The sequence below is a fragment of the Bradyrhizobium retamae genome (assembly GCF_001440415.1).
GTDB lineage: Bacteria > Pseudomonadota > Alphaproteobacteria > Rhizobiales > Xanthobacteraceae > Bradyrhizobium > Bradyrhizobium retamae.
The window spans coordinates 1-14475 of record NZ_LLYA01000221.1 but is presented as its reverse complement, the minus strand read 5'-3'; the positions used below and the strand labels follow the sequence as shown (position 1 = coordinate 14475).

16 protein-coding genes and 4 pseudogenes are annotated in these 14475 nt (G+C 59.9%); 10 read left to right on the top strand and 10 right to left on the bottom strand.

What is annotated here, in order from left to right:
- Window positions 1-46 precede the first annotated feature (46 nt).
- Window positions 47-556: a cysteine hydrolase family protein gene (locus CQ13_RS38425; RefSeq protein ID WP_156434172.1), complete on the top strand. Its 510-nt coding sequence runs from the start codon at window positions 47-49 to the stop codon at window positions 554-556.
- Between the two features lie 116 nt (window positions 557-672).
- Here the strand turns inward: CQ13_RS38425 and CQ13_RS46265 are convergent, their stop codons facing one another.
- On the bottom strand, window positions 673-960 hold the full coding sequence (locus CQ13_RS46265; RefSeq protein ID WP_245309611.1) for a hypothetical protein: 288 nt from the start codon (window positions 958-960) through the stop codon (window positions 673-675).
- Window positions 854-1339 (bottom strand): hypothetical protein, encoded by a 486-nt coding sequence (locus tag CQ13_RS46260; RefSeq protein ID WP_057847955.1) that lies wholly within the window; start codon window positions 1337-1339, stop codon window positions 854-856. Before CQ13_RS46260 ends, CQ13_RS46265 begins: the two co-directional genes overlap by 107 nt.
- Before the next feature lie 82 nt (window positions 1340-1421).
- Here CQ13_RS46260 and CQ13_RS44895 point away from each other — a divergent pair, with 82 nt between their 5' ends.
- Entirely contained in the window at window positions 1422-1763 is a 342-nt protein-coding gene (locus tag CQ13_RS44895; RefSeq protein WP_197427582.1) for a hypothetical protein, read from the top strand.
- A 527-nt stretch (window positions 1764-2290) separates the two neighbouring features.
- A complete protein-coding gene (locus tag CQ13_RS44050; RefSeq protein WP_156434170.1) occupies window positions 2291-2443 on the top strand; it encodes a hypothetical protein in 153 nt (50 codons plus the stop codon).
- Between the two features lie 482 nt (window positions 2444-2925).
- On the opposite strand, the pseudogene CQ13_RS46255 reads toward CQ13_RS44050, so the two are convergent.
- A pseudogene (locus tag CQ13_RS46255) lies at window positions 2926-3129 on the bottom strand (SOS response-associated peptidase); the annotation flags it as partial.
- 191 nt (window positions 3130-3320) lie between these two features.
- Between CQ13_RS46255 and CQ13_RS38405 the strand changes: the two are divergent.
- From CQ13_RS38405 to CQ13_RS46250, 3 genes and pseudogenes are all read left to right on the top strand, one after another.
- Complete coding sequence (locus CQ13_RS38405; RefSeq protein ID WP_057847953.1) at window positions 3321-3611, top strand: DUF2604 domain-containing protein; 291 nt, start codon at window positions 3321-3323, stop codon at window positions 3609-3611.
- Window positions 3604-4227, top strand: a complete 624-nt coding sequence (locus tag CQ13_RS38400; RefSeq protein WP_057847952.1) for a putative metal-binding protein — start codon at window positions 3604-3606, stop codon at window positions 4225-4227. Before CQ13_RS38405 ends, CQ13_RS38400 begins: the two co-directional genes overlap by 8 nt.
- Window positions 4224-4514 (top strand): annotated as a pseudogene (locus CQ13_RS46250) (Mov34/MPN/PAD-1 family protein); the annotation flags it as partial. The gene CQ13_RS38400 and the pseudogene CQ13_RS46250, both read left to right, overlap by 4 nt.
- 11 nt (window positions 4515-4525) lie before the next feature.
- On the opposite strand, the gene CQ13_RS46245 reads toward CQ13_RS46250, so the two are convergent.
- On the bottom strand, window positions 4526-4723 hold the full coding sequence (locus tag CQ13_RS46245) for a hypothetical protein (RefSeq protein WP_057850474.1): 198 nt from the start codon (window positions 4721-4723) through the stop codon (window positions 4526-4528).
- Between CQ13_RS46245 and CQ13_RS38390 the strand changes: the two genes are divergently transcribed.
- Window positions 4716-6251, top strand: a complete 1536-nt coding sequence (locus CQ13_RS38390; RefSeq protein ID WP_057847950.1) for an E2 ligase fold family C protein — start codon at window positions 4716-4718, stop codon at window positions 6249-6251. The genes CQ13_RS46245 and CQ13_RS38390 overlap by 8 nt on opposite strands.
- Window positions 6252-6436: 185 nt before the next feature.
- Here CQ13_RS38390 and ahpD read toward each other — a convergent pair whose 3' ends face one another.
- Together ahpD and CQ13_RS38380 are read right to left on the bottom strand one after the other, a co-directional pair.
- Entirely contained in the window at window positions 6437-7009 is a 573-nt protein-coding gene (ahpD, locus tag CQ13_RS38385) for an alkylhydroperoxidase, AhpD family (RefSeq protein ID WP_197427581.1), read from the bottom strand.
- 3 nt (window positions 7010-7012) lie between these two features.
- Window positions 7013-7567: a peroxiredoxin gene (locus tag CQ13_RS38380; protein ID WP_057847949.1), complete on the bottom strand. Its 555-nt coding sequence runs from the start codon at window positions 7565-7567 to the stop codon at window positions 7013-7015.
- Window positions 7568-8074: 507 nt separating this feature from the next.
- On the opposite strand from CQ13_RS38380, the gene CQ13_RS38375 reads away from it, so the two are divergent.
- Complete coding sequence (locus CQ13_RS38375; protein WP_057847948.1) at window positions 8075-8290, top strand: hypothetical protein; 216 nt, start codon at window positions 8075-8077, stop codon at window positions 8288-8290.
- A 687-nt stretch (window positions 8291-8977) separates the two neighbouring features.
- Here the strand turns inward: CQ13_RS38375 and CQ13_RS46240 are convergent.
- From CQ13_RS46240 to modB, 4 genes and pseudogenes are all read right to left on the bottom strand, one after another.
- Window positions 8978-9290 (bottom strand): annotated as a pseudogene (locus CQ13_RS46240) (DUF2478 domain-containing protein).
- 496 nt (window positions 9291-9786) lie between these two features.
- On the bottom strand, window positions 9787-10362 hold the full coding sequence (modA, locus tag CQ13_RS46230; RefSeq protein ID WP_392692182.1) for a molybdate ABC transporter substrate-binding protein: 576 nt from the start codon (window positions 10360-10362) through the stop codon (window positions 9787-9789).
- Between the two features lie 264 nt (window positions 10363-10626).
- A complete protein-coding gene (gene modC, locus CQ13_RS38360; protein ID WP_082637900.1) occupies window positions 10627-11874 on the bottom strand; it encodes a molybdenum ABC transporter ATP-binding protein in 1248 nt (415 codons plus the stop codon).
- Window positions 11871-12557, bottom strand: coding sequence for a molybdate ABC transporter permease subunit (gene modB, locus CQ13_RS38355; RefSeq protein ID WP_057847946.1), 687 nt, complete (start codon window positions 12555-12557; stop codon window positions 11871-11873). Before modB ends, modC begins: the two co-directional genes overlap by 4 nt.
- Before the next feature lie 546 nt (window positions 12558-13103).
- Between modB and CQ13_RS44045 the strand changes: the two are divergent.
- Together CQ13_RS44045 and CQ13_RS47495 are read left to right on the top strand one after the other, a co-directional pair.
- A pseudogene (locus CQ13_RS44045) lies at window positions 13104-13518 on the top strand (cation:dicarboxylate symporter family transporter); the annotation flags it as partial.
- Window positions 13519-13983: 465 nt separating this feature from the next.
- Window positions 13984-14112 (top strand): DUF433 domain-containing protein, encoded by a 129-nt coding sequence (locus tag CQ13_RS47495; protein ID WP_082637901.1) that lies wholly within the window; start codon window positions 13984-13986, stop codon window positions 14110-14112.
- Window positions 14113-14475 lie beyond the last annotated feature (363 nt).

The following is a 14475-nucleotide window of genomic DNA, read 5'->3' as shown; positions in this document are numbered from 1 at the left end:
AAGGGCATTTGACACGTAGATGCTTGCAGACCCACGACATAGTCGGGTGGTTTTGGTCAATCTGAGGCGCGGCGAAACGCCGGCTTCGGCCGATCTTGCCGCGCGGCACGTCAGTTTCTCACTACTGCAGACAGGCCTGGAGATGTTCACCGTCGCGTCGACCCTCATCGGGAAATGCCAGCCGTTCGGGATTACTGGTAGTCAGCAAGTCGTTCACTCGATGACGCAGCTGGACGTTGACGCCCTTTCCATTTGGCACGACCGGCGGTTTACGGACAATCTGGCTTCACCCGAAACCGGTATCATTTTCTTCGGAGGAAGCTGGCTCGAAGAGGAGATATTCATTGCCGCACTGCAGGCGGCCGAGCGCGGATATGACGTACGCTTGCTATCAGACGTCATCGCGGCGCGTGTTGAGGCGGACCGGTCACTCGTTTTCGATCGGCTGGCGCTTCATGGCATATTGGGGACTACCGTGCGGCAGACCCTGCTGGAATGGGCGGTGTATATGCATGATCCGCTTTTGATGCAAAAAGTTCAGCAGCTTCTATCGTGATCTGGGTTGCCCCGGGGCGCCTTGAGACGTCCGGACGCAGGCTCGCGTGAAGCGAGCCCGCGCGGCATCGGCCTTGCGGCGTCGATCCTGACGCAGACATGGCACCTGGGGCTCCCTCAGAACGTCCCTTCAATCGGGATGATCGAAACCAGTTTCGGCAGCTTGCCTCTTAGCGCGCGCTCGATTTCGCTGCGGCCATCGCATAATTCGGGTTCGATGAAGGGAAGGCCAGGAGCTCGGTAGATGTCCTCCTCCTTGGCGGCGATCACGGTTCGGCCTTTGTGGAGCCCGTGCACCTCAAGCCTCATGCCCTTCGTGTCGGCGAGAGACCGGAGCCCTTCCAAATGATCGGCCGATCCGGTGGCCTGGAGGAGCAGAGCGCCCAAGTGCTTGCGGTCGGCCACGTAAACCTTCAGGCCCGACAAATCCCGGATGGTCGGTTCTTTCCGAAACCGGCGTTTCTGCCACCAGGGCGAGCTCTCCGACGAGCTCGCAGCTCCGTCTCAAGTCGCCGGCTATAGTCACGTGCTTCAGTTCGGGTTGTGTCTTCTCGAGAGTTTTCTTCGAATGCTCGAGCAGGGCGGCGGCGCGATGCAGATGAAGCAGCCCCGCGCTGCCCTTTGCAGTTTCGAGATTGTGCAGGATCTTCGTCTGCACTGCCGCACCGAGCCCCTTGGCCTTCTTGATCCGGTCTTGCTTGGTAGCTGCTTTCAGTTCGTCAAGCGAGGTGATGCCAAGATCCTTGTAGAGGCGCAGGACCTTGTCCGGGCGCAGCCCCGGCATGGTAGCAATTCCAGGACCCCTGCGGGAATCTCCTCCCGGACCTTTCCCGCGCTGGTTTCTGTGCCCAGAGGGAGGACCTGCAATGAAGTGGTGTGCCCGCTGCGACAACTGTCATTGGGTGTGCGAGGAGCATCCGGACCAGCCGTGGTTAGGCGCGCGTGCCTGTACCTGCGGCGCTGCCGGAGCGGCATGCCCGGTCTGCAATCAATCCGATGAGTCCACCGCGCCGGATCTTCCCGAGGGATTTCAGGCGGATGTCGAAAGCTCTCAGCAGTTGCCGCGCTACACCGGCGTCGACATGGATGATCCGAACCGGCCGGAGATCGAGCATTTCGGCAACTGCCCGGTTTGCGGCGCCCTGGTTGACATGCGCGACCTCGGCCAGGTATGGCGCATATGCACGGCGAGCAGCCGCTCGATCTAACGGGTAAGCCAAAGCCAGATGAACAATAGATCGCGCGAAGCGCTGGTGGAAACTCAGCGCATCTCTCGTATGAGAGCGAAGCCGCCCGCGGCAAGTACGACCAGGGCGGCAAAACCGGCGATCCAGTAGATGATATCCATGGCCCGAAACGCGCCGCCCTCGCCGAACGTTCCTCGTCAGACCGTCAATACGCGGACCTTTGCGGGTAGACGACATTGACCCAGGCGTGCTGGACTGCATGCGAGGCGGCCTGGCCTCTATGCCCCCAAAGCCCCGAAGGCAGGTCATCCTCCTTCCGTCGCCGGTCGCTCGCGCTGGGCGGCCGGCGCGGACTGGAGCTTCTGTCAGCGCGAAGCGCTCGCTACCCACAAACGGAATGGCCGCAGCTTGCTCTGCGGTTTACCGGTCAGATTATGCTTGTCCGTGCTGAAATGCTTCACCTCGGCTGCTGGCACCAGCAATAGGAAGCGGGCACTATTTCTGCTCCGGGAAATTACGGAGCGGCAGCGTCACAGGACCACAAGGTCATGAACGCTGAAACGACGGCGAGCCACATCACCGCGGTGATGAAAATGGCGGCAACCCAACCAGGGCCTCGGCGCCGATACGTCATGCAAATGGCCAATCAAAAAGAGGCCAAGCGTGACTCGGATTTTGCGTTTGTCAACCGAGCGACCTGACAGCCGGCGGGGCGGCGTCTCGGTTTGCTGCCCATGCCGAAACGATTATGTCGGGTATGTTGCAGACCCGACAAACAAACCAGATTAATTGTTGTGGCGGGAAAGGGGGCTTTCACCGGAGTCGCTCCCAGCCCCCTTCGGGGTTGGATATGCGTATGTTCCCGGAATCGATAAAACGTCCCGCTTGTAAGCGGTGCGGCACTCGAACCGCGCTCGTAACGCATCGAACCAGAGGGCACAGGGCTCGAAAGCCGGATATTTACGTGCCCGAACTGTGAGTCCACACCGAGCACGTTGTTGTTGACCCTATCGGGTTGGTGACATGATGCACATCTCGCTGTGTCATTGATAATCGAAGCTTCGTTGCCGCGGATCTTGTGATACTGCGCGACCATTCGTCACGGCATGACCGACTTCCTGCCGATTCAGGTCAGCTCCCCACGTTCGGCGCGTTCGCCATCTCGGTAAACAGGAATGTTGTGGGTCCCGATGCCAGCGCAGGCACAGAGCGGCCGATCCTCGTTTAGCGCGAACCAGACGACATCCCTCCGTTTCGGGGTTCGCTTCGGGGCGCATTCGGCAAAGCCGTTGAAGGGCACGAGGCATCGGTTGTCCAGCTTGAGCCACACGCGCCAGTGTGGCGACGACGTGTTCCGGATGTTGCTCACTGGCGGGCCGCCGGTCTGGGCGACTCAAGCCGCAACGGGTCGGAGATGTGGACGAAAGAGCGCTAACGCCTGAAAACTGCGTACGCACGCGTCAAATGAAGGCTTTTCGATTGCGTCTTGTGGCATGCTCCCTTTTTTTTGCACGTCGTCCCCTGCATACGATCGGCAGCATCGATTCCAAGCGCCGCCCACACACAAAAGGACCAAAAATGAAGAATGAGAAGAAGCCAGGAAGTGATCAGGGCACGGATTTCGTCGAAATCACGATGGTCGTGAACGGTCAGCCTGTCGTCATTAAGGCCGTAGAGCAGCAGCCGCTGCATGTGGCCCGCCAAAAAGCGCTGGAGGAGACAAAGAACCTGGCTCAACCGCCCGAGAATTGGGAGATCAAGAACGAAGCGGGCGAGCGGTTGGATCCGGACAAGAAGCTAGGCGAGTTTGAGTTTGGCAAGGAAGTGACGCTGTTCCTGAGTCTCAAGGCTGGCGTGGCCGGTGGCTGACCTCCAAACTGTCGATCCCGAGGTCTCGCGCGTAAAGTTCGAGCGGGAGCTTGCCAACTATCGGAGCATGGAATCGGCCTATCGCAAGAGGGGCTGGATCCTGCTTGACGCAGAGTTTCCGGAAATCTTCGTGGTTTTCGCGGCGACTAAGCTGAGACCGCCTCCGATCGTCGCTGCCATCGTGCTGAATTTTACGGATTATGATCTGCGGCCGCCCTCCGTCAGGTTCGTGGATCCTTTCACGCGCGAACCGATACCCGCCAAATTGCTCCAGGTGCAAATGTTTCGCCGTGCGGCAATCCCCGGCGCAACTCCCGAAACCATTCAGGCGCTGGCCCAGCAGGGCGGGGTGCAAGTGACAAACATGATTCAGTACAACAGCCCTGATGATCGGCCATTTATTTGTCTTCCCGGCATTCGCGAATACCACGACAATCCCGCTCACACCGGTGATTCATGGCTGATGCATCGAAGCTCTGGCGAAGGATCCTTAGCTTTTATCCTCGAAAAGATCTGGCAGCACGGGGTAAAGCCGATCGAGCATTACCAGGTGCAGGTCCAGGTCCAGATCCCGGCGCTGAACGTGCTGCCCTCATTACTGGCCGTACCGGAATGAATCAGATCGCGGACGTTACGGTCCTCTCGGTACCGCGGGGCTGCGTGGACGAACTCCATGGCCATCTGCGGAAAGTGGGGCGTGAAGGGCATGAAGGTCTCGGCCTTTGGGTAGGCCGTCAGACGGGGCACCATTTTCAGGTACATAGGACTCTCATTCCCGCCCAACGCCACATACGTACTGCCGACGGGGTGTGCGTCGTAACAGGACCTGAAGAGCTGCATCGCATAAATGTATGGCTGTACCGGGAGAAGCTTGCGCTCATTGCCCAGATACACAGTCATCCCGGCCGAGCCTATCATTCCAGCACGGACGACGAATACGCGATCGCCACGACGGTGGGGTGCTTGTCTTTGGTCGTGCCGAACTTCGCGCGAGTGCCCTTCGATCTCAGGAACGTCGCATCGTACCGGCTTGACGCGGCTGGAGTGTGGCGCCCCTTGTCGGTTGGCCAGGTTACGCGGATGATTTTAATCAAGGATTGAACGATGGCCATGGCCAACTTCATGGACCGTGCGGCGTCGGCGGCGTCGCGGGTGCTAACCAATTTCAAGATCTCAGCGTTCGAGGACAGGCTTGCCGCGCAAGTGATCGGAGTGTCTTTCGACGGCGCAGCCGTGCAGTCGCCGGAAGGCAGGGCCAGTCTGGATTTGATCATCAGGCTGTTGTCGCGTCTTTATCCGACGATCGCGCTGCGGCCGCTCGATGCAAAGGCGAAGGATCATGGTCCAATCCTGGAGTTCCTCGCGAAGTCCATAAATCCTGAGATCGAGCTTGCCAAGACCAGGAAGGCCGTCACGGTTTCCGTGGTCGTTGGAAGCAGTCCGTCGCGCACTAAGTGTCCGACCTTCTTCATCGGCTCGGACGGATGGAGAGCCAAGCTTTCGAGCCGCGGTCTGGTTGGCTCCGGCGAGTCGATGAATCCGTTTGGCGCGGGAGCTGCGTCATGCTTCGCCGCAGCCAACGTCTTTCGGACGGTATTTGCCGACCAGCTGGATCAGGGCGACGCTGACGAACTTATCGACCTGTCAATGCTGACCTACGCCCAGGGCACCCCTGACTCCGGTCCGGCCTTTGAGGGAACGGATATCGGCGAGACTCACCTCGTCGGGCTCGGCGCGATCGGCAATGGCGCCATTTGGGCTTTGGCTCGCACGGCGAGCCTTAAGGGATCGCTCCGTCTGGTAGACCATGAGGAGGTCGATCTTTCGAATCTGCAGCGCTACGTGCTGGCCGGCCAATGTGATGTTGGTTCACCAAAAGTGGATCTGGCGCGTGCCGCGCTCGCGGACACGGCGCTGGAAGTGTCGGCGCATTGTGCCAAATGGGACGTCTATGTGAGCGACCGGAACGATTGGATGTTCGAAAGAGTCGCTGTCGCATTGGACAACGCTCCGGACCGCATTGCCGTGCAGGGGGCGTTGCCGAAATGGATCGTAAACGCCTGGACACAGGAGCTTGATCTCGGGGTATCGCGCCACGGCTTTGATGACGGGCGGGCATGTCTGGCCTGCCTTTACTTGCCTCACGGGAAGATCAAGGACGAGGACGAGAAGATGGCTGAGGAGCTGAAGATGCCGGAGGCCCAACAAGAGATCCGGGATCTCCTTCAGACGAACAGGCCGGTGGATGTAGGTTTCGTCGAGCGTGTCGCCAAGGCCTTCGAAATCCCGTCCGAAGCCCTTAAAGAGTTTGTCGGCCAGTCCGTCCGATCGTTTCACCAGCGGGCAATCTGCGGGGGGATTGTCATGCGCCTAACGGACGGAGCGCAGCCTGTGAGAGCCGTTGTGCCGATGTCATTTCAGTCGGCTCTCGCTGGCATAATGTTGGCGGCGGATCTCGTGAAGCACGCTTCCGGGCTTCTGAACCTGCAGACCACAAGCACACGGATTAACCTGCTTCGTCCACTCGCGTCGCATCTTCACGATCCCAAGGCGAAAGATACGTCGGGACGGTGCATCTGCGCCGACGAAGACTTCTTAGCCGCATACCGACGAAAGTACCCAAGCTGCAGAGCTCGTTAACTTCGATCTGATCACTATGGAACGCCTCGCCTCACGGTAGGCGCGGCGAACGTGCGCTCCAACCGGACGCGCTGTTTTTCACTTGGAACGGCTGCCAAGCTATTGAAATTGCTGAGGGAGCGCCTTTTTCCAAATGCGCCTTGAAGTTGTTGGATTATCAACCGCATTTGGATTCCAGAACACCCTCAACAAGAGCGCGGAGGGGGTGGATCACTCCACCCCTGGGTCACGCCCATGCCGGCCGCCTCGATCGCAACCGCAACCGACTGCACGATCGCGGCAAAGCGGACCACAGTTTGGATGGCCGCCGAGCTGACGCCGGCCTCCCGCAGCGCCTTCTCATGGGCGTCCATGCAGGCGCCGCAGCCGTTGATGGCACTTACCGCCAGCGACCACAGCTCGAAATCGGTCCTGTCCACGCCGGGATTGCCGATCACGTTCATGCGCAGCCGCGCCGGCATCGTCTTGTATTCCGGATTGGAGGCGAGGTGAACGAAGCGGTAGTAGACGTTGTTCATCGCCATCATGGAGGCCGCGGATTTCGCCGCCGCGACCGCGGCCGGCGTCATCACGACGGCCGCCGCAGATTCTATTGCGCCGATCACCACGGGATTGCGGGTCGCAATCGCGGTGGCGAGCAACAGCCCGTATTTGCTCTGCGGTAATAGCGTCTCATCCGACATCATCGACGCCAAGTTGAGTCTCACGTCCTTGGCGAAATCGGGAATTTGGTCCTTTAGCTGTTCAATCGACATCATGCCTCAAGCAACTTTCAGGGTTTCGCCGCCTATTTCGCGGTTACAGGCGCAGAGCTCGTCGGTCTGCAGGGCATCCAGCACGCGCAGCGTGTCCTTTGGGCTCCGGCCGACATTGAGATTGGTCGCGTAGACGTGCTGGATCGTATTGTCGGGGTCGACGACGAATGTGTAGCGATAGGCGACGCCGTCGGGCGAACGCACGTCAAGGCCATCGACCAGCCCGCCCTTCGTGTCGGCAAACTGCCAGATCGGCAGATGGTGCAGGTCCTTGTGCGAGCGCCGCCAAGCGAGCTTGCAGAACTCGTTGTCGGTCGATCCGCCTAGCACGACCGCATCGCGGTCGGCAAAATCCTTCGACAGGCGGGCAAACTCCGCGATCTCGGTTGGGCAGACGAAGGTGAAATCCTTGGGGTAGAAGAAGATGACTTTCCATTTCCCAGGGAAGCTGTTCTCCGTCAGCGTCTCGAACGCGCTCTGCCCGTTCTCCTCGTGCAGGTGAAAACCGGGCTTCACGCCTGTGATTTCGAACGACGGTAACTTACTTCCAATTCCAAGCATATTGTCCTCACAAGATTGCTTCGCGTGGAAACCGATGATTCCAGCCTCAGGCGAAGCAAGCGATATGCCAGGTGATCTCGCGATTCAACTGGCGGAAATGCAACAATCGGACGCTCGCCGTGGGAGGCATCTTAGCAGCATGGTTTCGATTGAATGGTCCTGCCGTCCTGCTTCAACGACTGAATATGTTGCCGTGCTCGACCGGTTGCGCGCCTTTGAACGACTAGCCCAAGTCAAATGTTCGGGTGTGCTATAATGCCAAAAGAATTCGCTTAATTAAGATGAACTCAGCGCGCGCGGCGATGTTCCGCCAAGCCACTGGTCGCCCTCACGACGCGCACGAGGACCGCTGATGTTGGAGCGGGAGCTGGGACTGACCTTGTTTTGATCGATGCCGAATCGGGGATAGTAGCCGGGCGAGCTCGAGCCAGATTCGTTGACCAGGATCAAAGGCAGCGTAGACGCTTTTAGGCATAAGGAGTGATCTGGAAGAATTGGGAGGCACGGATGTCAGCAACTGAAATCGCGACACGTCATTTTTCCGCCGCCATTGCGGAGGCGGAGGGCGCAGGTCTTGGGACTGACAGCGTTTGCCGCGCGCTGCTTAGTTGTGTGGTCACGAAATATCTCGAGATCCGGCCGGTCGACGACGTTCAGTCGGAGCTGCGCTTCGTCGCCGATAATTGCGATCCAGCGATGGATTTCATGTCCATGCGGCCGTAGCGCGGCTGCGCTCTCTCTTCATCATTGCGAGGAGCGGAGCGACGAACTAATCTATTCTCTCCTTCTGCCGCACGATGGATTGCTTCGCAGCATCAGCGGCTTGCTTTCTGGGAGGTCAAGGCTCGCTCATGGCCCTCGTGTGAGAAGAAACTTCACGTTCAACGCGAGCACAGAGGTCGATGTCAAGCGCGCCAAGCCTTCCTGTAACATCGCGTCTGTCATTGGCGATGTAACGGCGATCCGGACGGCTTTGGGGAATTGAGTTATCGGCGCTCTCCCCGAGGACAGCAAACATTTCGGCCGCGGGAATGTGAACAATAAGCCTCGCTGCTATTGCGACGCATGCGCGGGCCGAAATGTTGACGGTAATTTCGATGCGTAGGAGAGACGTACGCCGGCGGGGTCGCCAAAGGCGGTGCCCCAAACTGTTGCAACACAGCGTCCATCAGCAACTCTTTAACTACATCATCGGCGTTGAATTCGCGGCCACGGGCCTTGGCGCGTCGCTGCATTCGCCAAGATCGAGGCCGCCGCGGACGTTCTCGGGGTCAAAATTGTGGATGTCCTCCCGCCGTGATCAAGCTGTCGGATCTGATGATCAGTAAATAGCCGATAACGGGGTGGAATGCGCCCGGATGCGCGGAGGCGCAGGGCGATGTCGCGCCACCGTCCCTCCCCGACCTGTCGCTAGCACAGCAGCGTCGTGCCGACATCTCCGGTGAAAGTCCGCCAGGCGGCATGGTATTTTTCGGGAACAGCGGTGAGGAGCGGCACGCCAGCCATGATCGCATCAGCAAATTCCTCGCAGGCCCTGGCCGGACGCCTCCTTCCTGGAGAATTTGTTGATCACGAGGAGATCGACGTGCCGCTTGATCGCGCGGAACGCGACAACTGCGGCATCGGCAAGCCCATTAGCATCGAGCTTGCAGGAAATGGCGCCGCTGCCGAGTGGCTGACAGCTCGGAATCTGGCGCCCCGTCGCAACGTCGCGCGCGAGCATGGTTTTCGTGCCGCTTGCGCCCTTGAAGTTTCGCTGGACGATGCCGCCGACGCACGCCTTGCCGCGCGAGATCCTGGGTGAAGTCGGCAAGCAGCGTATCCGCGTCTTGTTCGGGCCTATAGAGGATTGCCGCGACGCGCTTGGGATAGATCTCGGCGTGGTTGGCGATCATGGGCTTGATCCTCTTGGCTCGTTTCAAACCGCGGCGCTTGCCCGTCCAGCATCTACTGCTGGCGTAGATGGCGCGATGCCCTAGCGTTCAGAGGTCGTGAACCAATGAGACGACCCCTGACCAGGGCGAACACGTCCATTCCATGGTTGAGCCTTAGCGCATAGGCAGCGGCGCGTCATGCGCGCTGTGCTGGAGATCGCCGCCACACCTTTGGCCCGTTCACTGAACTGCGCATCGATCGCAAAGCTAGCGAGCCTACCGCTGAAGGCGATTTCGATTCGCTCTGGTGTGGCTGTCCTCACGTGCTCTCCTTGCGCTGCACTTCTAGAACAACGTTGCGGCGAGGATTACCGCAAGGCCGAGCATCACCATGCCGATGGCAAGCCAGCTTGGCCACGGAGGCGTTGGGAAGCGGCTGCACCACGAAAGAGAGCGCGTACAAAACCCATCCGACCACAAGCCCGAAGGTGAAGGCGAGGGCGCGCCCGCCCCAGAGAGAGGCGAGAATCCCGCGACCAGCTTCGGCTGCGTCGACTCATAGGCGCCGAGCGCTTTAATAGCGTGCTCCGCGGCTGCGCCATAAAGCGCCGCGGCCGGATTGTAGATCGACCGTTTTGCGAAAGTCTCCGCGTCGTTCACGAACTTTTGAGTCGAACTCCAGAGCACGAGGTTGCCGATCGCATAGGTGAAGCGGCTTTCCGGAACCGCGAGCCGTTTCTCGAGCAGTTTGCTCGGGCGGGCGTTGTCGGCCGAGAGAAACACCTCAAATGGCGCCCCTTGCGTGATCTGGCTGTAAAACTGTCCGCTCGCGCCAAAGCTCAACAGGGCCTCGCCCAGTCTTCTGCTTAAACGACGCTGCATCTCCTTGGACGGTATGGTGAAGTTAGCGGCGACCGCCACATCGATCTCCGCCGCTTCCGCATTTCCGAACATAAGCAGCGTCAGAATTGAGTTGATCAGGATCAGTCGGGTAAGCGTCATTGGGCATTCCAGGGATGGGCCGCTGCGATGGCTCTGGCCGCGGCGGCTCTTTGCTTCTCATCCCAGCAATCGGCGTGCCGTTCGGGAACGTGGTGCGCGCCTTGGTTGACGACACTGAAACGCGCATAGCTGCCAGCGTGCCCGTGGAATGCTGGGTCGCTTTGCCAGCTTCCGATATCGCCGTCAAGTTACATGCGTGGCACCACAAGAGTGGAGGCTTAAGAAGATGCCGCTCGCCTCTCGTGCCGAGCTTCTCGTTTCACGCCGCGGCGTCGCTTGCCTGTCCCCAGGATCTGCTGTTGGCGTGGAAGCTGGTATGGTTTGCAGTGGCGGTTCAGAGGCCGAGAGCAGCGAAACGTGCTTGAGCTGGGCGAATACGTCCACTCCATCCTTGAGCCCTAGCGAATCAAAGGAGAAACGCGTTATGCGCGCCAAAATCTCCGTGCCCGAGCCCCCGGTGCCGAGCGCAAGTACCAGCGTGATCTCAGCCGCGCCGAGCGGCAAACAGGCTCTGATGCGCGCCGGAAAGACATTGAGGATGGAGCCTGCGCGCGGTGCTTCGCGCGCGACGCTGACGTCGCAGGCAGCGATGCGCAGCCGTTGGTGCACGCCGGGTGCAAGCGGCGGCGCCGGCACCAACAGGCGCGCACCTTTGAGGCGGAGAATAAGAAGCCCATAGCGCCCATCGTAGCCGCTCACCACGCCATCAAGGCTGATGGCGGCTTCGCGGCTCGCCGCAAGCGGCAGCGCAGGATCGGTCTGCAAGACATGCAGCGGCCCAGCCGCGGTTACCATGCCGCGCTCCATCATAACGAGATGATCGGCAAAGCGTTCGATCTCCGCCATGTCACGGCCGATGTAGATCATCGGCAGCGCGAGCTTCTCGGGCAGGCGCTCGACGAACGGCAGAATCTCACGTTTGGCGCAGCTGTCGAGCGCGCCAAGCGGCTCGTCCATCACAAGCAGTCTGGGCTGAGACAACAGCGCGCGACCCATGGCGACGCGCTGCCGCTCGCCGCCGGAGAGATGCGAGGGAGAGCGGTCGAGCAGCGGCGCCAGGTCGAGCAGTTCGAGCACCTCATCAAACGCGATCGGCGTCGGTTTGGGTTTGGGCGCACCGTAAAGCAAGTTGCGCCTGACCGACAAATGGGGAAAGAGACTCGCCTCCTGAGACACATAGCCGATGGGACGCAGATGCGGTGGGCGGAAGGTCGTCTTGTCCTGCCATACCTCGCCATCGATGGCGCAGAAGCCGGCCGGCAGACGCTCAAGGCCGGCGATGCAGCGCGCCACCGCAGTCTTGCCGCAGCCTGGCGGGCCGAAAATCGCCGCCACGCCTTTGGCCGGTACGCTGAATCGCGTATCGAGTGGAAAGCTAGCGATACTGCCACTCAAGGCAATTTCAATCCGGCCCGGTGTGGCTGTCCTCACGTGCTCCTCCTTCTGCTATATTTGTCGATCAAGGTTAAGGCGAGGACTACCGCAACGGCGAACATCAGCATGGCGCCGGCAAGCCAGCTTGCTTCGCGCCAGCGCGACTCTTGGACAAAGTCGAAGAGAAAGGCCGACAGCACCTTGGTGCGGCCAGGAATGTTGCCGCCGATCATCAGCACGACGCCGAACGTGCCGATCGTATGCGCAAAGCCAAGCACGGCGGCTGTCAAAAGACCCGGTCGCGCCAGAGGCAGGGCGACCGTGAAGAAGGCATATAACGGTGAGGCGCGCAGAGTGGCCGCGATCTCCAGCGGGCGGTCACCCATGGCAGCGAAGGTGTTGCGGATGGGCTGCACCACCAAAGGCAGCGCGGACAAAACCGATCCGACCACGAGCCCCGCAAAGGTGAAGGCCAGCGTGCGCCCGCCCCACAGAGAGGCGAGAAGGCCGACCGGGCCGTTCGGGCCGAGCAGGGCGAGCAGATAAAAACTGAGTACTGTTGGCGGCAGCACCAGCGGCAGCGCGATCATCGTGGCCACCGCCTCAGTCCAAAGGCTCTTCGAGCGTGCTAGCCACCACGCGAGCGGCGTGCCAACGATCAGCAGGATCACGGTCGTCACGCTCGCGAGCTCGATCGTGAGCCCGAGCGACTGCCAGATTTCTGGCGAAAAGCCATCCATGTGCGTCAACTTAAGCGTTCGAGCACAGAGCACATGGTCATGCTCGCGCAATGATTGCGTAGGCTAACGGGCCCCTTACGCAAGGCGCGCGTCGCTCGGCTATTGGCGTCATTCTCCAACCGCACCAAGATTTCTGCTTGAGGGGTGCGATGTCCCCGGCCGGCTCGGTGAACTTGGCGGCAACCGCGACATTGATGTCCGCCGGTTCTTCACTGAGCATAAGCGCCATCAGTGCTTTAATCGGGATCAATCGAGCGCGGCTCATCGGGCACTCCTGAGACGGGGCCGCTGCCAGCGCTTTGGCTGCGGCGGGTTTGCGCCTGATCCCAGCAATCGCCGTGCCGCTCGAAGGATTCTGGTGAGCGCCTTACTTGGCGAGAGAGAAAGCGCGTAACTGCCTGCTTTTGGATGAAGTTGCCGATTGTCGGACTTCCGACATCGTCGTCTTGGAGCGGACAAGCTGGCCGCTCGTGTGATGTCGGCCGCCTCTCAACGCGCGGCGGCCAGATATTCGAGTTCGTATCGGGGCAGGAAAATCATGACAAGATCGGAACTGCGGCGGCCGCGCGGGCGTCTCGACCCTGGTGAAACCTCCTTTATGTCCAGGCGCTGATCGCGATCCTGATCGGTGTCCTCGTCCGCTGCTGTCGCCGTCTCTTCCGACCAATAACTGGGTCAAGGCGCTCGGCGACGGCTTGATCAAGCCGATCAAGATGGTGATCGCGTTGATCATCTTCTGTAAGGTGGTTTCCGGCATCGCTCGCACCCGTCATGCGAAAAAGGTCAGTTGGGTTGGCGTCAAGGCGCTGGTCTATCTCGAGATCGTTCCACCTTTGCCCTCATTCTCGGCCCGACCGTGGGCAATGCGTTCCGGATCGGCCATGGGCTTGCCGCCAAGCCCGACAGCGCGGCGATGGCCACTTGGGTCAAGCAGGCGGAAGCCTCCAAGACCGTCCATTTCAACGCTGATAAGCTCACCAAACTGACGAACATGCCAAAGTAGTGCTAATCACCGACGATTCTGTAGGCTCTGCACTGGCGGCGCGGTGTTGGGCTCGAGAAAAGGCTTTCCGCTGGCGGCGAGCCAATCAGTTCGGCTTCACTCGGTAACCGTGAGGCCAAGCGGCAAGGCGGTACGGCGCCTTGCATACGCTCCGCGTCGACATCCTCTTTCAGCATCGAGCGAATTCGGGAGAGCCGGGCTGGCGAGACATCGACGATTTCAAGCTGGGCAGTTCGTAGGCTTTGCGCGAAGAAGGGCTGGCCCGCGAGCATTAAGGCGTCGCAAGAATGAGCAATTTCAGCGCAGTTCTCATGGACTAGCCCTGCCTACCGCAGCTTTCGTTGTGCGAGAAATTGGCAATAGGATAGTCGCTGTGCGCAGAGCAGTCATTGATTTGGGTCAGCCGGGGATGCCGGCAGGCGCATTCCTGTTCGCAGCATCAAGTCATTCGCAGAAGGTGGAGTTTCAGGTGCGGATATCCGCAAAAAATACCCGACTGTGACTGAAAACGCCATCCGCGCGGCGATCGCTCACAAAGACGTTGCAGCTTGAGCGTCGGCGTCCATATCCGAGAGACTTTTTGGATGCTGGAGTTCCGGCTTTTCGTAGGAAGCATACCCATCGAGCATGGTCACGAAGCAATTTTCTACCGCGATCTCTTACACGAAAATGGCGCGGATGACGTGGTGTGCGATACGCCATTAGCTTAACAATTCCATCCTCATCGCAATGGACGGCGATATGAAGTAGTTTTCCGAAACGCTTCGGCATCCAGCCACGCCAGTACCAGTTGACCGACTTAGTCTGATACGGCTGTGCTGTAATGAAGTGCTCGCAGCAAAACGGCCTGATCGGGCAATTAGCATTACAGTTGCCTTTTTGTTTTGACGTGCGCGCGCTGAGCGGCCGCCTGAT